Origin of the sequence: Virgisporangium ochraceum (genome assembly GCF_016863655.1) — a bacterium.
Lineage (GTDB): Bacteria > Actinomycetota > Actinomycetes > Mycobacteriales > Micromonosporaceae > Virgisporangium > Virgisporangium ochraceum.
Window position 1 is genome coordinate 38,832 of sequence record NZ_BOPH01000101.1, and the last position, 18,537, is coordinate 57,368.

12 protein-coding genes are annotated in these 18,537 nt (G+C 70.6%); 8 read left to right on the forward strand and 4 right to left on the reverse strand.

Features of this window, described 5'->3' with window-relative positions:
• Positions 1 to 2: 2 nt before the first annotated feature.
• Complete coding sequence (locus Voc01_RS36710) at positions 3 to 1,319, forward strand: extracellular catalytic domain type 1 short-chain-length polyhydroxyalkanoate depolymerase (RefSeq protein ID WP_239160746.1); 1,317 nt, start codon at positions 3 to 5, stop codon at positions 1,317 to 1,319.
• 55 nt (positions 1,320 to 1,374) lie between these two features.
• Here Voc01_RS36710 and Voc01_RS36715 read toward each other — a convergent pair whose 3' ends face one another.
• From Voc01_RS36715 to Voc01_RS36725, 3 genes are all read right to left on the reverse strand, one after another.
• Positions 1,375 to 2,697, reverse strand: a complete 1,323-nt coding sequence (locus Voc01_RS36715) for a ricin-type beta-trefoil lectin domain protein (protein ID WP_203932275.1) — start codon at positions 2,695 to 2,697, stop codon at positions 1,375 to 1,377.
• A 25-nt stretch (positions 2,698 to 2,722) separates the two neighbouring features.
• A complete protein-coding gene (locus Voc01_RS36720) occupies positions 2,723 to 4,198 on the reverse strand; it encodes an arabinofuranosidase catalytic domain-containing protein (protein WP_203932276.1) in 1,476 nt (491 codons plus the stop codon).
• Positions 4,199 to 4,270: 72 nt separating this feature from the next.
• The gene (locus Voc01_RS36725; protein WP_203932277.1) at positions 4,271 to 7,819 is read right to left on the reverse strand and encodes a ThuA domain-containing protein; all 3,549 of its coding nucleotides are present in this window, start codon (positions 7,817 to 7,819) and stop codon (positions 4,271 to 4,273) included.
• A 404-nt stretch (positions 7,820 to 8,223) separates the two neighbouring features.
• Between Voc01_RS36725 and Voc01_RS36730 the strand changes: the two genes are divergently transcribed.
• The 6 genes from Voc01_RS36730 (at position 8,224) to Voc01_RS36755 (ending at position 16,360) form a co-directional block, all read left to right on the forward strand.
• On the forward strand, positions 8,224 to 9,744 hold the full coding sequence (locus Voc01_RS36730) for a sugar ABC transporter ATP-binding protein (protein WP_239160747.1): 1,521 nt from the start codon (positions 8,224 to 8,226) through the stop codon (positions 9,742 to 9,744).
• On the forward strand, positions 9,741 to 10,727 hold the full coding sequence (locus Voc01_RS36735) for an ABC transporter permease (RefSeq protein WP_239160748.1): 987 nt from the start codon (positions 9,741 to 9,743) through the stop codon (positions 10,725 to 10,727). The genes Voc01_RS36730 and Voc01_RS36735 overlap by 4 nt, the downstream gene beginning before the upstream one ends.
• Before the next feature lie 2 nt (positions 10,728 to 10,729).
• Positions 10,730 to 11,701: an ABC transporter permease gene (locus Voc01_RS36740; RefSeq protein WP_239160749.1), complete on the forward strand. Its 972-nt coding sequence runs from the start codon at positions 10,730 to 10,732 to the stop codon at positions 11,699 to 11,701.
• A gap of 11 nt (positions 11,702 to 11,712) precedes the next feature.
• On the forward strand, positions 11,713 to 12,897 hold the full coding sequence (locus tag Voc01_RS36745) for a substrate-binding domain-containing protein (protein WP_239160750.1): 1,185 nt from the start codon (positions 11,713 to 11,715) through the stop codon (positions 12,895 to 12,897).
• Between the two features lie 3 nt (positions 12,898 to 12,900).
• The gene (locus Voc01_RS36750; RefSeq protein WP_203932279.1) at positions 12,901 to 13,752 is read left to right on the forward strand and encodes a sugar phosphate isomerase/epimerase family protein; all 852 of its coding nucleotides are present in this window, start codon (positions 12,901 to 12,903) and stop codon (positions 13,750 to 13,752) included.
• Between the two features lie 229 nt (positions 13,753 to 13,981).
• Positions 13,982 to 16,360 (forward strand): RICIN domain-containing protein, encoded by a 2,379-nt coding sequence (locus tag Voc01_RS36755; protein WP_203932280.1) that lies wholly within the window; start codon positions 13,982 to 13,984, stop codon positions 16,358 to 16,360.
• A gap of 8 nt (positions 16,361 to 16,368) precedes the next feature.
• On the opposite strand, the gene Voc01_RS36760 is transcribed toward Voc01_RS36755, so the two are convergent.
• Positions 16,369 to 17,133, reverse strand: coding sequence for a FadR/GntR family transcriptional regulator (locus Voc01_RS36760; RefSeq protein WP_203932281.1), 765 nt, complete (start codon positions 17,131 to 17,133; stop codon positions 16,369 to 16,371).
• 158 nt (positions 17,134 to 17,291) lie between these two features.
• Between Voc01_RS36760 and Voc01_RS36765 the strand changes: the two genes are divergently transcribed.
• Positions 17,292 to 18,536, forward strand: coding sequence for an ABC transporter substrate-binding protein (locus Voc01_RS36765; protein WP_239160751.1), 1,245 nt, complete (start codon positions 17,292 to 17,294; stop codon positions 18,534 to 18,536).
• Position 18,537 lies beyond the last annotated feature (1 nt).

Sequence of the window (18,537 nt, forward strand, 5' to 3'; positions counted from 1 at the left end):
CTATGAGAAGAACCAGGGCGGTGGCCGCGGCCATCGCCGGCGCCCTGCTCCTCGTCACCGGCGTGACCGTCCTGTCGCCACCGGCGGCCGCCGCGTCGTTGGTGGAGGTGACCGGCTTCGGCACCAACCCCGGCGGCATGCGCATGCACGTCTACGCCCCCGACACCCGCCCGGCCAACCCCGCGATCGTGGTGGCCATGCACGGGTGCGGCGGATCCGGTCCGGGCTTCTACTCGGGCAGCGAGTTCGCCTCGCTCGCCGACCGGTACGGCTTCGTCGTCATCTACCCGACCGCGACCCAGCAGGCCGGCTTCGGCAACTGCTTCGACGTGTGGTCCGACGCGTCCAAGCGCCGCAACGGCGGTAGCGACCCGGTGTCCATCATGTCGATGGTCACCTACGTCCAGCGGCAGTACGGCGGCGACCCGCAGCGGGTGTTCGCCACCGGCAGCTCGTCCGGCGGCATGATGACCCAGGCGCTGCTCGCCCTGTACCCGGACGTGTTCAAGGCCGGAGCGGCGTTCATGGGCGTCCCGTTCAACTGCTTCGCCGGCGCGGCCGACTTCCCGCCCTCGTCGAGCCGGTGCACCGGCGGCAGCATGAACCGGACCCCGCAGGAGTGGGGCGACGCGGTGCGCCAGGCGTACCCGGGCTACACCGGTGCCCGTCCGCGGGTGCAGCTGTGGCACGGGACCAACGACACGCTCGTCCCGTACTCGCTCCTGCAGGAGGCGATCGAGCAGTGGACGAACGTGTTCGGCCTCAGCCAGACACCGACGTCGACCGACACCCCGCAGGCCAACTGGAACCGGCGCCGCTACGCCGACGCGTCCGGAACCGTGCGGGTGGAGGCGTACAGCATCCAGGGCGCGGGCCACAGCCTGCCGAGCGGTGGCATGGCGCTGGCGGCCGTGCAGTTCTTCGGGATCGACAGGTCGACCCCGGGATCGCCGTCGTCCTCGTCGTCCTCGCCGTCGGCGTCGTCCTCGTCGAGCGCGCCGGGCACCGCCACGTGCCGGGTCGCCTACCGGCCGGACAGCTGGGGCAACGGTTTCACGGCGGCGGTCACCGTCACCAACGCCGGAAGCACCGCGATCAACGGCTGGACGCTGCAGTGGGCGTGGCCGGGGAACCAGCAGGTGACCAACTCCTGGAACGCCACCGTCACCCAGAGCGGCAACCAGGTCAGTGCCCGCAACGCCACCTGGAACGCCACGATCAACCCGGGGCAGAACGCGTCCTTCGGGTTCCAGGCCACCTACAGCGGAAGCAACACCGCGCCGACGCAGTTCGTGCTCAACGGCGCACCCTGTAGCTGATGTACGCGTACGGCCCGCGGCACACCGCCGCGGGCCGTACGTCGGGGGGTTTCCGTCAGGCGCGGGACCAGCGCTGGTTGGCGCCGCCGTGACAGGTCCACACGATCGCCGCGGTGCCGTTGGCGGTGCCGGCGCCGTTGACGTCCAGGCACAGCCCGGTCTGCGCGTTGGTGACCGCGCCGCCGGCGTTGAGGCTCCACTGCTGGTTGGCCCCACCGGTGCAGTCCCAGATCCGTACGCGCGTGCCGGCGGCGGCGTTGGCGGGCGCCTCGAGGCACTTGCCCATCACCTGCAGCGCGGCGCCGTTCTGGGTGAACTGCTGGTTGGGGTTGGTGTGGCAGTCCCAGATCTGGGCCTGGGTGCCGTTGGCGGTGGCGGAGTTGGGGATGTCGAGGCAGCGGCCGGAGGACTCGCTGCGCAGCCGGTTGCCGGTCGGTCCCGGATCCGGGGTGCCGCTGCCGAACTGCGCGATGAACCGCCACGCCTCGCCCTTGGTCCACGTCCGGGTGCCGTCCTCACAGCCGGAGCATCCGTCGACCGGACCGGGCCCGTGTCCACCGTCGAACGCGGCCCACTGCACCGGGTAGCCGGCCCGGCAGGAGTAGGTGGTCGTGATGTGCCGGCCGCTGCCCTGCGTCGGCTCGGGGGCGTTCTGCGCGGCGCAGCCGTTGTTACCCAGGAACCTGTCGCGCAGCGACCGTCCCTGCGAAATGTTGAGGACGTTGTCGGAGATTCCGTGGATCCCGAAGTACCCGATCGGCTGGGTGCCGCCGCTGCAGCCGCTCAGCTGTGCGCCGGCGTAGACCACGACGGCGCGGAAGACGGTGGCGCGGGCGCACGCGATCGCGTAGCTCATGCCGCCGCCGTAGCTGAACCCCATGGCGAACCGCTGGGTCGTGTCGACGCACAGCGCGTTGTCGATCAGCCGGTTCATGTCGTCGACGAACGTGAGGTCCTCACCACCGGAGTTGGCCCAGCCGTTGCCAAGGCCCTGCGGCGCCACGAGGATGGCGGAGTTGTTCGACTGCTCCTGCATCCCGTAGTAGGACCAGGAGCTGCCGCTGGTTCCACCGGAGGCGACGTCGTTCATGGTGCCGCCGCGCCAGTGGAAGCCGAAGATCAGGCGGTACTGGGTGCTGTTGTTGTAATTGGCGGGCACCCGCAGGATGAAGCTGCGTGACTTGCCGCCGCTCTGGATCGTGTGGGTGCCGCTGGCGAGCCCCGGCGCCCGGCCGCAGCCCGCCGTCGCGGCCAGGGTGCCGGCATCAGCGGCGGCGGGGGAGGCCGAGGCCGCCCCGGCGCCCGCGAGGCCGGCAGCGGCCAGCACAGTCGTGGCGGTGACGGCGAGGCCCGCCCACCACCGGTGATGATGTCTCATGTGCGTGCTCCAATCGGTTCGGGGGTCAGCGGTAGCCGGCGGCGACAATGTTGGCGTGCACGGCGTTGTCGGTGGCGTCGGACGGGTACCCGGCGACCATGGCGCCCTCGTAGAAGGTGCCGGCGCTGAGGTTGGCGCCACCACCGGGCTTGCAGCAGTCACCGCCGCTGCCGAGGATGATCGCGCCCTGCTTGCGCATGGGGCTGTAGCCCGACGGGAGCGAGCCGTCCCACATCGTGATCAGAGAGCCCGACTGGGCGTTGCTGCCCTTGATCGCGAAGCGCGTGGTGCCGTTGTTCTTCAGCATCGCCGTGACGAACTTGTGCGGCAGCGCCCGCTGGTTGGGGTTCCACGACTGGCTTCCGCCGGGGTAGAGGCCCCACTCCAGGTCGGCCTGGACCCAGGGGCCGCTGCCGGAGCATCCGCCGAACCAGCACTGGGTGCTGAAGTTGATGGCGTCCATCGCGCCCGCGGCGTCGGCCGCGCGGGTGGTCTCGCTGTTGCCGTAGTCGAAGCAGCAGCCGCTGTTGACGTGGGTGCCGCTGGTCACCATGTACATGCCCTCGGGCGCGCTGCCGGTCGGCACGCCGGTCAGGTGGCCGTCGCGCCAGTAGCTGTTGCCGGGGTTGATGTACAGGGAGTACGCCTTGCTGCCCCCGACCGTCAGCGACTCCGAGGTCGCCGACGCCGGCCGGCTCTGGGTCGATCCGGGTACCACGGTGGACCCCTGGTACCACAGGTCGTTCCCGCGACCGGACTGGTCGTAGACCACGGTGACGACGCACGACGTGCCGGCGCAGAACGAGTCCTGGGTCGCCGCGTTGGCGGTTCCGCCCGCGGTCAGCACGGCGATGTCGCGGGTCGTGTTGTCCGACGCGCGCCGGACCTGGTACAGACGGCCGGCGTAGGCGCCGTACAGGGCCCGGACGGTGCTGTGGGCGGCGATGCACGGCGTGCCGCCGGACGCGTAGATGTCGCACGGGGCGGTGCCGGAAGGCGTCGGCGGCGGATCGGTCGAGGGCGAGTCCCACTGCTGGTTGCCCTGGCCGTTGCACGACCACAGGATGATCCTGGTTCCGTTCGCCGTCCCGGCGCCGTTGGCGTCCAGGCACAGGCCGGACTGTACGCCGGTGATCGTGCCGTTGGAGTTGACCGTCCACTGCTGGTTGGTCTGGCCGTTGCAGTCCCAGACGATGACGGCGGTTCCGTTGGTCGTGCCCCGCCCGTTGGCGTCGAGGCACTTGTTGCCGTACACCATGAGCTGCCGGCTCGTGGTGTAGGTCCACGTCTGCCCGGTGGCGCTGTTGCAGTCGTACAGCTGGGTCTGTGTGCCGTTGGCGGAGCCGGGTGCGTCGAGGCAGCGGCCCGAGGCGACGCCCTTGATGGTGGCGCTCTGTCCGGGCTGGATCGGCGCGGCCGCCGCGACGCCGGAGACGAGGGTGAGCAGGACGGCGGCGCCGAGAACGGTCAGCCGCCTCAGGGGGAGGTGTGGAAGGGCCATGGGGGTCCTTACGTGTCGTGGGGGAGGGGGTGCCCGGCGAGGCCGCGCCGGGCACCCCGGGGGAGGCGCCGGCTAGGCGAGGGTGAACCGCCACTGCTGGTTCGTGCCGTTGTGGCAGCCCCACTGCAGCAGTCGCGCCCCGTCGGTCGTCGCGCCGCCGTTGACATCGACGCACTGTCCACTGACGACACTCTTCACGGTGTAGACGCCCGACGTGGCGGTCGGTACGACCTGGAACTTCTGCTGGTTGCCGTTGTTGCAGGTGAGCTGCTGCAGGAACGCGCCCTGAGCGGTGGACCCGTTGATGAGGTCGAGGCACTTGCCACTGTGGACGGCCCGCAGGGAGACCGCTCCGTTACCGGCGTCGACGGCCTGCCACTTCTGGTTGTTGCCGGTGGTGGCCGTCCACTGCACTACCTGGGCCGCGTCGGCGGTGGAGGCGCCGCTGACGTCCATGCGCTTGTTGCTGTGCATCGCCGTCACGGTCCAGGTCCGCCCGGCGACGCCTCCGTCGGAGACCGGTTGACCGACCCCGTTGCCGCCGAAGGTGAACGAGTCGAGGTCGAACCAGTTGTTCGAGCTGCCCTTGAACACCATGTACAGCGCGTGGCTCCCGGACAGGGCCGCCGTGCTCACCGGCGACGTGGACTGGTACGTGTCCCAGCCACCGGTGGCGGGCACCGGCGTGGTGGCCAGCAGCGTTCCGGTCGGTGAGTCGGCGCGCAGCTCGATCGTCCCGCCGCCGCCCGGCGACGACAGCCGGTAGCTGACGGAGGTGATGCCCGACAGGCTCATCGGGCTGAACGACACCCAGTCGTTGTTGGAGATGTCGCCGACGCGGTTGCCGCTCTCCGCGGCGGCCTGTGCGACGATGCGCACCCCGGACTGGCCGGTGTAGTACTCGGCCTGCTTGTGCTTCGGCTGCAGGACCACCTTGGCGTAGCCGGTGAGCGGTGCCGCCCCGCCCGCGCCGCCGCTGTCGGTGTACCGGGCGTTGAGGACGTAGTAGAGGTTGGCGCCGTCGGGGTGGCCGCCGAGGAGGTCGGTGGGGATGGTGCCCGAGCAGCCCGGGTAGTCCGTCGTCTCGTGCTCGTGCTCCGCGTGACCGAGGGCCGGGTTCACCAGAACCCTGCTGCAGTCGACGGTTCCGCCGTCCGGATCGGTGACCGTGACGGTGTAGGACACCCGGTCGCCGAAGTTCAGCATGCCCCCGTTGGGCGGCACGGTGATGGTGACGACCGGTGCGCTGTTGCCGACGGTGATCGGCACGTTGACGAAGGCCGTCTTGCCGCCGCTGTCGGTGACCCGTAGCTGTGCGGTGTAGTTGCCGTTGACGGTGTAGGTCTTCGACGGGTTGGCCGCCGTCGACGTGGTGCCGTCGCCGAACGTCCACAGGTAGCTGAGGGTGTCGCCCGGGTCGGGGTCGGTGGTACCGGCGCTGCTGAACTGGACTGTCAGCGGCGCCGACCCGCTGGTGGGTGTGCCGGTCGCCCGCGCGATCGGCGACCGTCCACCCTGGATGTAGTCGATGCGGTAGAGGCCGGAGTCGTTGTTTCCACCGCCGAAGCTGGAGCCCCACTCGAGCAGGTACAGGGAGCCGTCGGGGCCGAACTCCATGTCCATCGGCTTGTTGAAGTTGCCGCCGGGCAGGAACGGGTTGGTGCGGGTGACGGCCGTGTTCGAGTCGAAGTGGATTTCCTTGACGTACTTGCGTTCCCACTCGTAGAAGAAGTGGACGCCGTCGTAGTACGGCGGGAACTTCGTCTGCGACGGGTTGGCGGCGTTGTAGCGGTAGACGGGTCCGCCCATCGGCGCCGAGCCGCCGGTGCCGAGCTCCGGGAACGTCGGCGAGGCGCCGTAGCCGTACCACATGTTCGGCGCGACGACCGGCTTGAGGTTCGTCAGGCCGGTGTTGTTCGGGGAGTTGTTGACCGGCGCTGAGCAGTTGAACTTGGCGCCCACGACGCCGGTGTCGGGGTTGTACGGCGCGTACGGCTGGTTGTCGCCGTGGCAGAACGGCCAACCGTAGTTGCCCGCGGACTTGATGACGTTCAGCTCGACGAGTCCTTCGGGGCCGCGGTTGGTCGTGGCGCCGCCGCGGTCGGGTCCGTAGTCGGCCAGGTACACCCAGCCGGTGGCCGGGTCGATCGAGAAGCGGAACGGGTTGCGGAAGCCCATGGCGAACACCTCGGGCCGGGTCTGCGCGGTGCCCTGCGGGTACAGGTTCCCCGACGGGATGGTGTATCCGCCACCGGCCGAGGGCCGGATGCGCAGCAGCTTGCCGCGCAGGTCGTTGGTGTTGCCCGCGGTGCGCGCGGCGTCGAGGTTCGCCTTGCCCGACCGCCAGTCCAGCGGGGCGTAGCCCTGCCAGTTCGGGTCGAGGTTGGGCGGGGTGTCGTCGCCGGTGCCGATGTAGAGGTTGCCGTCCGGGCCGAACTTCATGTAGCCGCCGGTGTGGCCGGGTTCGGGGAACGTACGGTCCCGGTACGCCGGGATGTCGATGATCGTCACGGCGCTGGTCGCGATCAGCGAGTCACCGCTCAGCGTGTAGCGGGAGACCCGGTTGACGTCGGTCGTGCTGCTCGCCGGCGAGTGGTACAGGTACACGTAGCCGTTGCTGGCGAAGTTGGGGTCGAGTGCCAGCCCGGTGAGACCGTCCTCGCCGCCGGTGTAGACGCTGAGCGTCCCGGCGGTGACGGTCGAGTTCGTCGACGGCTTGAAGATCTTCACCTGCCCGCCGCGCTGGACGTAGAGCACGCGTCCGTCCGGTGCGACGGCGAGAGCCATCGGGTCGGAGGTGTTGTCGTCGAGGGTGCGCTTCTCGAAGTTGCTCCACACGGTGCCGCCGCAGTCGCCGGGCACGTTGCCGGCCGCCCACTTGACGCCGCCGAGGACGTGGTTGCGGAAGTTGGCCTCGCTGTAGGAGGCGATGGCGTGACCCATGCCGGTGGCCCACACCCGCCCTCCGGCGGTGTTGCGGCACCAGGAGATCGGGTGGTCGGGACCCATCGCGCGCGACCCCGGGTTGTAGGTGCGCTCGTCGGCGGTGACGAGGACATGCGCGTCACCCCGGATGTTGCGGTCGAAGTTGTACCACTCCTCGCTGCGGCTCCAGCGGGCCGGCAGACCGGCCGTCGACGGGTGGCTCGTGTCGGCCACGATCGCGGTGCCGGGCAGCACGCCGGGGGAGTGCTCCGGCATGTGCGCGCCGGCGTTGACGGTCTGGTCCCACCACGGGTACTCGCCCTCGATGCCCATGTCGGTGGCGTTGTGGATCGCGACGATGCCCTTGCCGCTGGCCAGGAAGCCCTCCACCGCCTGGCGCTGCGCCGCCGAGGTCCACACCATGCCCGAGGTCTGGAACATGATGAGCACGTCGAAGGTGGCGAGGTTGGCCGGGGTGAAGACGCTGGCGTCCTCGGTGTGCACGAGCTCGAAGTTGTTGGCGGCCGCCTGGTCCTGGAACATGCTGACCCCGGCCGGGATCGAGTCGTGGCGGTAGCCGGTCGTCTTGGTGAACAACAGGGCGCGGAAGGCCGGTGCGGCCGACGCCGGCGCGACGAGCGCCAGCGACAGCAGCAGGCCCGCGATCGCGCCAATGATCAGAGTCTTGCGACGCATGCCGTCTCCTCGTTCGGCGGGTAACGGTCCGCGACCACCGGCACGAGTCGGCGCCCGCGCCTGGCGCGGGAAAGCCGTTCGTGTGCCGTCAGATCGTCATGCCGTCCGCCGTGACGGGCAGTCAGGTCTCTCCGGGCAGCTCTCCGAGAAGGGCCGAAGCGTCACATCAGATGCGACTCGTCCGTGGTCTGCGGGGCAAGCATGCCGAAACATATCGGAAGAAGTCAATGCGACTCTCGTGGGAGGGGTCCCATAACACTTATCGCACAACGAGTTGAGCATTGCCGGCGGTCAGAGCGGCGTTTAGTCTCGATGCCGCGTACGCAGCTATTCGGCGACAGCTGCGGGCGGAAGCCCGTGCGATCAACCGATCCGTCGAATATATGCCACGTAGGAGCCCTTCCGTGTCCAGTCAGCTCCCGTCGCCGCTGCTCGCTGTCCGGGGTGTCGGCAAGTCCTTCCTCGGCGTCCGTGTGCTCGCCGGTGTCGACCTCGACGTGCGGCCGGGCGAGGTGCACGCCGTCGTCGGGGAGAACGGCGCCGGCAAGTCCACGCTCATGAAGGTGGTCTCCGGCGTGTACCAGCCCGACGAGGGCACCGTGGAGCTCGACGGGCGGCCGCGGGCCTTCCACGGTCCCCGCGACGCGCAACGGGCCGGCATCGGCATCGTGCACCAGGACTTCACGCTGCTCCCCGAGCGCACCGTCGCCGAGAACGTGTACCTCGGCCACGAGCCGCTGCGGCGCGGGTTCGTCGACCGCGGGGCCATGCTCCGGGGCGCGGCGGACCTCCTCGCCTCGGTCGGGGCGGGGTCGCTGCCGCCCGACGCGCGCGTCGGAGGGCTGGGGGTCGCGCAGCAACAGGTCGTGGAGATCGTCAAGGCGCTCGCTCTCCGCGCGCGGCTGCTGATCCTGGACGAGCCGACCGCCGCCCTCGCCGGCCACGAGGTGGAGCAGCTGTACGCGCTGGTGCGCCGGCTGCAGGAGCGGCGGATCGGGGTCCTGTACATCTCCCACCGCCTCACGGAGGTCTTCGACCTCTCCGACCGGATCACCGTCCTCAAGGACGGTCGCCGGGTGACCACAGTGGACACCGCGGCGACCAGCGCCGACGAGCTGGTGCGGCACATGGTCGGCCGGGAGGTGGCCCACTACTTCCCCGCGCGGGCGACGCCGGAGGAGATGGGGCCGGTGCGGCTCACCGTCCGCGACGGCGGCAACCGGAAGCTGCGCGGGCTCGGGCTGCGCGTGCGGGCCGGTGAGGTGCTCGGAATCGGCGGCCTGCAGGGCTCCGGGCGCTCGTCGCTGGCGCGCGCGGTGTTCGGCGTCGTCCCGTTCACCACCGGCGAGGTCACCGTCGACGGCACCGCGCTGCGGGTCCGGTCACCGCGCGACGCGATCCGGGCGGGCATCGCCTACGTCACCGAGGACCGCAAGGGAGAGGGCATCGTCGCGCGGCAGTCGGTCCTCGACAACGCGCTGCTGGCCGGGCGGGCCGTCGCGGGCGTCCGCGCCGGATGGGCCACCCGCGCCACCCGGGTCACGCGGGTCCGCGACCTGCTCGCCGCCGTCGAGGTGCGCGCGGCCGCGGACTCCCAGGAGATCCGCTTCCTGTCCGGCGGCAACCAGCAGAAGGTCGTCCTGGCCCGGTGGCTCGCGCTCGGTCCGCGGATCCTGCTCTTCGACGAGCCGACCCGCGGGATCGACGTGGGCGCCAAGGCGGCCATCCACGACCTCGTCCGGCGCCTCGCCCGCGACGGTGCGGCGGTCATGATGATCTCCTCCGAGCTGCCGGAGCTGCTCGGCATGAGCGACCGGATCCTGGTCATGCGCGAGGGGCGGGTCGCCGGCGAGCTGCCGGCCGGCGCGAGCGAGGAGGACGTCGTCGCGATGGCGGTCGGCGCCGGGCGGGACCGGGCCGCGTGAACGGCACACTGTCCCTGCCGCGCCGGCCGGCCCTGCCGGCCGGGCTGCCGGGTGTCTTCCCCGCGCTGGCGCTCACCCTGGCGACCGGCTGGCTCGTGGTCGCAGTCTCCGGCGGCCAGCTGTTCAGCGTGCCGACGACGGTCAGCCTGCTGCACGTCGCCACCGGTCTCGGGCTGGTCGCCGTCGGTCAGACCCTGGTGATCATCGGCGGGTCGCTGGACCTGTCCGTGGCGTACGTGGTGAGCCTCAGCACCCTCGTCGCCGCCGAGACGATGAACGGCAGCGACGGCGCGATGCTCGCCGGTGTGGGGCTGGCCCTGGCGGTCAGCGCCGCGATCGGGCTGTTCAACGGGCTTCTGGTCACCCGGATGCGGATGAACGCGTTCATCGCGACCGTGGGTGTCGGGCTTCTGCTCAAGGGCTACCTCGACAACGGCTACGACGGCCCCGCCGGGAAGACCGCACCGGCGCTGGTGCAGACCCTCGGGTACCAGCGCGTCGGGCCGGTTCCGCTGGCCTTCCTGCTGCTTCTCGCGGCGGCCGTCGCGGCCGGGATCGCCCTGACGCGTACCCGTTTCGGCCACCACCTGGTCGCGGTCGGCGGTGACCCGGAGGTCGCCCGGCTCTCCGGGGTGCGCACCGGACGGGTTCTCGTCACCGCACACGTGCTGTGCTCGGTCTGCGCCGGGCTCGCCGGGATCTACCTCGCCAGCCGGCTCGGTTCGGGCGCTCCGCGGGTGGGCACCGAAGGGCTGTTCGACCTCGAGTCGATCGCCGCCGTGGTGCTCGGCGGCACCGCTCTCGCCGGCGGGCGCGGCGGCGTCGCCGGCACGGTCGGCGGGGTGCTGCTGCTCGCCAGCATCGACTCCATCTTCAACCAGCTCGACGTCGACACGTTCTTCAAACAGGTGGTCCGCGGGGTGGTCATCATCGGTGCCGTCGCCGTCTACGCCCGGCGGGCATCGCGACGGACGGGGTGGTAGCCGTGCGGAGCACCGTCGTGGCGCGGCTTCCGCGCGTACGCGCCGGCGGCATCCTGCCGATCGTCGCCGTTCTCGCCGTCCTGCTCGTGCTGATGGCCGTCCGTCAGCCCGACTTCCTCGCCCCACCGTCGCTGATGTCGTTCCTGGGCCGGTCGACGCCGATCGTCCTGCTGGCCGCCGGCCAGTACTTCGTGCTCGTCTCCGGCGAGTTCGACCTGTCCGTCGGCTCCCTGGTGACCGCGCTGGTGGTGGTCGCCGCGCGGCTGATCGACAGCCAGCCCGCACGCACCTGGCCGGTGGTCGCGCTGCTGCTCGCCGGGGGCGTCGCCGTCGGTCTCGTCAACGGCCTGGTGACGACGCGGCTGCGGGTCCCGTCGTTCATCACCACGCTCGGCATGTTCCTGATCCTCGTCGGCGCCGTGTACCTGTGGTCGGACGGGTCGCCGAAGGGCGGCCTGTCCGAGGAGTTCCGCCGGTTCGGCCGGCGGGCGTTCGAGGACGTGCCCGTGCTGGGCCGCGTCCCGTACGCGCTGCTGGTGCTGTCGGCGGCCGGGGCGCTCGCCGTCGTGGTGGCCCGGTCCGACTTCGGCCGGACCCTGGCGGCGGTCGGCGGCAACCCGCGGACCGCGCGGCTGAGCGGCGTGCGGGTGTGGCGGGCGAAGACCCTCGCGTTCGTCCTCAGTGGACTGTCGGCGGCACTCGCGGCGATCCTCCTCGGCGGGTACAGCGGCGTGTCGTTCCAGGCCGGCGCCGGCCTCGAGTTCGCCGCGATCACCGCGGCGGTCCTCGGCGGCGTCGCGCTGGGCGGCGGCCGCGGGTCGGTGGTCGGCGCGATGCTCGGCGCGCTGACCCTCGAGACGCTCTTCGCGCTCATGAACTTCTACGGCGTCTCCGGCGCCTTCAGATCCACCGTCCAGGGCGCGATCATCCTGCTCGCCGTGGCGGTCTCGTCCGCGCGTTCCTCATCGACGTAAAGGGAGAACCCATGAGACGTTCCATGACGGCCGTGGCGGCGGCAGCCCTACTGCTGCTCGCCGGCTGCGCCACCGACGACCCGACCACCGCCGGCCCGGGCACCGCGTCGCAGTCGGCCGGGTCGGGCACCGGCAGCCAGTCGAAGTTCTTCGTCCAGGCCGACTACGACCGGGAACTGGCCCTCCTGGACGCGACGCCGACCGGGCCCGCCGACAAGCCGTGGGAGCAGGCGCTCAACCCGGCGATGGTCGACACCGCGAAGTTCAGGAAGCCCGGACCGTACAAGCTCTGCTTCTCCAACGCGGGGCTGAACAACCCCTGGCGGCAGGTCGGTTTCAAGACCATGCAGGCCGAGGTCGAGACGCACGGCGGCGCGATCAGGGAGTTCGTCCACGTCGACGCCGAGGGCAAGGACCAGAAGCAGATCGCGGACATCAACGACCTGCTGGGCAAGGGCTGCGACGCGCTGATCGTCTCGCCGAACACGACCGCCACGCTCACGCCCGCCGTCACCGCCGCCTGCCAGAAGGGGCTTCCGGTCATCGTGTTCGACCGCGGGGTCGACACGACGTGCCCGGTGACGTTCATCAACCCGATCGGCGGCTACGGCTTCGGCCACGTCGCCGCCGGGTTCGTGACGGAGAAGATGAGGCGGGGCGGCAAGGTGCTGGCGCTGCGCATCCTGCCCGGCGTCGACGTCCTGGAGACCCGGTGGTCGGCGGCGAAGGTCGCCTTCGACAGGGCGGGCGTGAACGTGGTCGGTGTCGAGTTCACCGACGGCGATCCGGCGAAGACCAAGAAGATCGTCGACGACTACATCCAGCGGTACGGCACCATCGACGGCGTCTGGATGGACGCCGGGGCGGTCGCGGTGGCGGCGGTCGAGGCGTTCGTGGACGCGGGCAAGCCGGTGCCGCCGATGAACGGCGAGGACCAGCTCGACTTCCTGAAGGTATGGAAGGAGAAGAAGCTCACCGCGATCGCGCCGACGTACCCCACCTACCAGTGGCGCACCCCGGTGATCGCCGCGTTGAGGGTGCTCGGCGGCGAACCGGTGCCGAGCCCGTGGAAGCTGCCGCAGCCGACCATCACGGCGGACACCCTCGACGGGTACGTCGACCCGACGATGCCGCCGCTGCACTACGCGATGTGCGGCTGTACCAAACTGCCCGGTTACCCGCAGCGCTGGAAGTAGAGCGTGCGCACCATCGGCGTCAACCCGTGGGTGTGGGCCTCTCCGGTCGACGACGGGGCCCTGGCCGAGCTCGTCCCGCGCATCGCCGCGTTCGGGTTCGACGCCGTCGAGCTGCCCATCGAGCGGACCGGCGACTGGGATCCGGCCCGCACCCGCGACCTGCTGGCGGCGCACGGGTTGGCCGCGGTCGGCGTCTGCGCGGTCACCCCGCCGGGACGCGACCTCGTGTGCGCCCCGCCGGACGTGGTCGAGGCGACCGCGGCCTACCTGATGTCCTGTGTGGACAGTGCGGCGGCCGTCGGCGCCGGCTGCGTCGGTGGTCCGGTGTACGCCGCGGTGGGACGGACCTGGCGCATGACGGCGGGGGAGCGGGCGGCGTGCTACGCGGAGTTCCGCCGCGCCCTGCGGCCGGTGGCCGACCACGCGGCCGAGCGGGGCGTCAGCATCGGGGTGGAGGCGCTGAACCGGTACGAGACGAGCGTTGTCAACACCGTCGAGCAGACGCTGGATCTCATCGACGGGCTGCCCGCGAACGTGGGTCTGATGCTCGACACGTACCACCTGAACATCGAGGAGGCCGATCCCTACGCGGCCGTGGCCGCGGCCGGTGAGCGCATCACGCACGTCCAGGTGAGCGGGACCGACCGCGGCGCTCCGGGCGCCGACCACTTCGACTGGCCCCGATTCCTCGCGGCCCTGGACGCGACCGGGTACGCCGGCGCCGTGTGCATCGAGTCGTTCACGGCGGACAACGAGACCATCGCCACCGCCGCGTCGATCTGGCGCCCGCTGGCCCCGTCGCAGGACGCCCTCGCACGGGACGGCCTGACGTTCCTACGGCACGTCATGCGCTAAATCGACGGGGGTCACTTGACGAAGAGAACGTTAACATTCTAAGGTTTGCACACGCTTTTCGTAATACGTCATATGAATCTGCCTCCCGCTCGTCGCCAGTCGTGGCCGCCACCGCGACCGGTCGATCACGCCCGACGGTCGGATGGATCGCCGACCATCCGATCGTCGGTACCGGGACTCCGTCGCCGGGTCCCGTGATCACCCACCCCCACCCTGGTAGGAGGATTCCGTGTTCGTATCGTCCTCCGCGGTACGACGGCGGCTGCTGGCCGCGACCGCCACCGCGGCGGTCGCCACCGCTACCGTCCTGACCCCGGCCGTCCCCGCCTCGGCGGCGGTCACCACCCTGTACGTCGCGCCCTCGGGCACGGGCACCGCGTGCACGAGCGCGCAGCCGTGTTCGTTGACGCAGGCGCAGTCGAGCGTCCGGTCGCTGAACGACGCGATGTCCGACGACATCGTCGTCGAACTCGCCGACGGCACGTACCGGCTGTCCGCACCGATGCGGCTGACCGCCGACGACTCCGGATCCAACGGCCGCACGGTGATCTGGCGCGCCGCGGCGTCGGCCCGCCCGGTCATCAGCGGATCCCGGGCGGTCACCGGATGGTCGGTGGCCGACCAGGGCCGCAACATCTGGCGTGCCAGCGTCACCCCCGGGTTCGACTCCCGTCAGCTCTACGTCGACGGTGCCGTCGCCACCCGGGCCCGTACCCAGGTGAACCGCGCCGACTTCACCGCCTCCAGCACCGGGATGCGGTTCACCAACAGCGCACTGTCGTACCTGAACACCGTGGCCAACCAGAACCGGGTCGAACTGGAGGCGGTCAACTCCTTCACCGACCGGTACTCGCCGGTGCAGAGCATCAGCGGGAACTTCCTGACCATGCAGCAGCCGGCGTGGAACAACAACAACTTCGGCTACGACACCTTCACCAGCCCGCACCGGGCCGGTCCGATGTACCTGACCAACGCCTACGAGTTCCTCGACGCGCCGGGCGAGTGGTACCTGAACCCGGTGACCGGGGTCCTGTACTACATCCCGCGGTCCGGCCAGAACATGTCGACCGTCTCCGTGGAGCTGCCGGCGCTGCAGTCCCTGGTGAGCATCGGGGGCACCTACAGCGCGCCGGCCCACCACATCACGTTCAGCGGCATCACGTTCAGCGGCACGAGCTGGCTGGGACCGAGCAGCAGCCAGGGCTTCGTCGACCAGCAGACCGGCGCCTACATCTCCGGCACCTGGAGCTGGCCGGCGTTCACGGCGTGCCACAACGGATGCCCGCAGTTCGAGGCGACCCGGCCGAACTGGTCACAGATGCCGGCCGCGGTGCAGATCTCGGCCGCCAACACCGTGACCCTCAGCGACTCGCGCTTCGTCAACCTCGGGCAGACGGCCATCGGCATCGGCAACGACGCCAACGGCCACACGAGCGGTGTGGGCCTGGGCGCCAGCGGCATCACCGTGACCCGCTCGGAGATCGCGCAGAGCTCGGCGGGCGGCATCGTGGTCGGCGGCGTGCGCGCCGACGCGCACCACCCGGGCGACCAGCGGATGGTCAACCGGGACATCACGATCAGCAACAACCGCATCCACGACCTCGGGCTGGAGTACCGGGGCATCGTCTCGGTGCTGGCGACCTACGTCACCAACGCCACCATCTCGTACAACGAGGTCTACAACCTGCCCTACACCGGCATGTCGATCGGGTACGGCTGGGGCTCCAACGACGCCGGGGGCAGCAACCACTACGCCGACCGCGGCCTCTACAACTACCAGCCGCGGTACTCGACGGCGACCACCGCGTCGAACAACCGGCTCGTCGGCAACTACGTGCACGACGTCATGCAGCAGATGAACGACGGCGGGTGCATCTACACGCTGTCGGCCAACCCCGGCGCGGTCATCAGCGACAACTACTGCCTCCGTACCAACGGCTACTTCGGGATCTACTTCGACGAGGGCTCGCGCTACTACACCGCGACCCGCAACGTCTTCTCGTCCATCGGCACCTGGGCCACCGCCAACTACTGGTTCGCCGAGAACATGGGCAACTTCACGGTCACCGGCAACTGGACGACGAACGGCAGCACGAACGTCACCAACGGCGACCGCGGCAACGTCGTCAACAACAACGTCACCGTGACCAACGGCGCCTGGCCCGCGGGTGCCCAGTCGGTGATGGCGGGGGCCGGACCGCAGGGCGGAACCCCGCAGCCGTCGGGCAACCGGGTGGTGGGGGTGGCGTCCGGACGCTGCCTCGAGGTCCCCAACTCGGCCACCACCAACGGCACGCAGACCCAACTGTGGGACTGCTCCGGCGGCGCCAACCAGAACTGGACCTACACCTCGGGCAGGCAGCTGATGGTGTACGGCACCAAGTGTCTGGACGCGAACGGGCAGGGCACCACCAACGGCACCACCGCGATCATCTGGGACTGCAACGGCCAGCCGAACCAGCAGTGGAACGTCAACGCCAACGGCACCATCACCGGCGTGCAGTCGGGGCTGTGCCTGGACGTGAGCGGCGCGGGCACGGCCAACGGGTCGAAGGTGCACCTGTGGGCCTGCCACGGCGGCACGAACCAGCAGTGGACCCGTCGGTGAGCGACGGGTCAGCGCCGCAGCCGGGTCGGTTCGTCCGGTCCGCTGCGGCGCACCACCCACGCCTCGGTGATGTGGGTGAACATCGCCGCCGCCGCGCCGTCGGGGTCGCCAGCGGCGATCCGCTCGTAGATACGCCGGTGGCCGCGGTTCGAGGCCACGCAGAGCGCGCGCTCCGTGCGTCCCATGTAACGGGCGGTGTGCGCGACCTGGCTCTCCAGAGCGCGCACGACGGCGCGGGCGACGCGGTTGCCCGAGGCCTGCATGACGGTGTCGTGGAAGAGGCGGTCGCGCTCGTGGTAGGCGGCAGGGTCGTCGACGAGCTCGTCCATGCGGTCGACCAGCGCCCGCAGCTGCCCGACGACGTCGGCGTCGGCCAGCCGCGCGGCGACGTTGGCCATGTCGGACTCGAGCACGCGCCGGGTGACGACGACGTCGTCGAGGATGTCGAGGCTCTCCTCGACGGCGATGGTGGCGCCGAGCACGAGCTCGTCGAGCATGTTCCACATCGCCGGCGGGGTGACCATCGTGCCGCTGCCCTGGCGGACCTGCACGAGTCCCTTCTCCTGCAGGATCTTCACCGCCTCGCGGACGACGGTGCGGCTGACCGAGAACGTCGAGCACAGCACCGGCTCGGTGGGCAGCGCCGTGCCGGACGGATGGACGCCGCGGACGATCCGCTCGACGAGCTCCGCCGTGACCGCCGCCGCCAGGTTTCCCGGTCGCCGGGTCCAGGACGGGGACGCGTCGGCGCCCGGCTGCGCTACTGCCGTCATTTCACCCTCCGGGGACTGCGGGCGACCACGAGCGCCTACAGCCTACAGGGGGCCGTCCGCGGCATCATACGTCATACCATTGAAGGTGATCGATCCCCCTCCGGAGGGTGGACATGAAGCAGCGAGCACCACGGCGGGCAGGACGGTCTGCGGTCCTGATGCTGGGCGTGGCCCTGGGTGTCGCCCTGACGGGCTGCGGAAGTGCCGCCGGACCCGACGCGTCACCGAAGTCGGGCGGCCGGCTCGTCGTGTGGGACTGGAAGTCCGGCGAGTCCACCGCGGCGTCGTACATCAGCAGGGCGAAGGCCGACTTCGCCAGGAAGCACCCCGATGTGACGGTCGAGTTCGTCGCGCAGCCGTTCGAGCAGTACTACACGCTGCTCGGCGCCGCGGTACAGGCCGGCAAGGGGCCCGACGTCATGCTCTTCAACGGCGGCGGACAGATCCGCGACCGGGCCGACTCGCTGGTGCCGCTCGACGGGTACGTCGGCGCCGACCGCCAGCGCCTGGCCGGCTGGGCGGCGTTCACGAAGGACGCCAGGACCTACGCCGCCCCCGTGACCCTGCAGGGACATCCCGTCTACTACAACAAGGCGCTCTACCGGAAGGCGGGCCTCGACCCGGAGCGCCCCGCCGGCACCTGGGCCGAGTTCCTGTCCAACTGCGAGACCATCGCCAGCCGGACCGGCGCCAGATGCTTCGCGCAGGGCAACAAGGAGGGCATCGGCATCCAGTTCTTCCTCTCCGGATTCGGGTCGGGCATCCTGTCGCCGCAGGAGTACGACGACTGGGTCGCCGGGAAGCGCAACTGGGCCTCACCGAACGTCAGGAAGGTCTTCGCACTCTGGAAGGAGATCGGCGACCGCGGCCTGAACAACGACGGCGCGAACTCGACGGCGATGTTCAACGACGCGTTCGCCGTCTTCAACTCCGGCAAGGCCGCACACGTCATCGGCCTGATGTCGGACGTCGGGCACTGGAAGGACTTCGCCGAGTTCATCGGCGCGGGCGACGTCGGCGTCACGAAGGCACCGGTGGTGACGGCCGGAGCGGCGCCGAGCCTGCCCTACGACGGCGGCATCGGCTACGCGGTCGCGAAGTCGGCGAAGGACCCGAAGGTCGCGGCGGAGCTGGTGCGGTCGCTCACCTCGACCGACGCGTTGAAGGCCTTCTACGGCGACGCCGGCGCGATCGCCGCGGACACCACGGTCGACGTGTCCGGCGCCGGGCCGGCCGTCGCCACCATCGTGTCGGAGACGAAGGGCGGCAAACCGGCGCTGCACGTGGCCCTGTCCTCGAAGACGATCGACCTGATGGGCCGGCTGTCGCAGCAGTTGCTGAGCGGTTCGGTCACGGTGGACCAGGCGGTCGACCAGTTGGCGAAGTCGGACCAGGCGGGCTGAC

Excerpts from the sequence above, each read along its gene's own strand:
- Voc01_RS36710 (WP_239160746.1), top strand. The coding sequence starts at position 3 with ATGAGAAGAACCAGGGCGGTGGCCGCGGCCATCGCCGGCGCCCTGCTC.
- Voc01_RS36715 (WP_203932275.1), bottom strand. The coding sequence starts at position 2,697 with ATGAGACATCATCACCGGTGGTGGGCGGGCCTCGCCGTCACCGCCACG.
- Voc01_RS36720 (WP_203932276.1), bottom strand. The coding sequence starts at position 4,198 with ATGGCCCTTCCACACCTCCCCCTGAGGCGGCTGACCGTTCTCGGCGCC.
- Voc01_RS36725 (WP_203932277.1), bottom strand. The coding sequence starts at position 7,819 with ATGCGTCGCAAGACTCTGATCATTGGCGCGATCGCGGGCCTGCTGCTG.
- Voc01_RS36745 (WP_239160750.1), top strand. The coding sequence starts at position 11,713 with ATGAGACGTTCCATGACGGCCGTGGCGGCGGCAGCCCTACTGCTGCTC.
- Voc01_RS36760 (WP_203932281.1), bottom strand. The coding sequence starts at position 17,133 with ATGACGGCAGTAGCGCAGCCGGGCGCCGACGCGTCCCCGTCCTGGACC.
- Voc01_RS36765 (WP_239160751.1), top strand. The coding sequence starts at position 17,292 with ATGCTGGGCGTGGCCCTGGGTGTCGCCCTGACGGGCTGCGGAAGTGCC.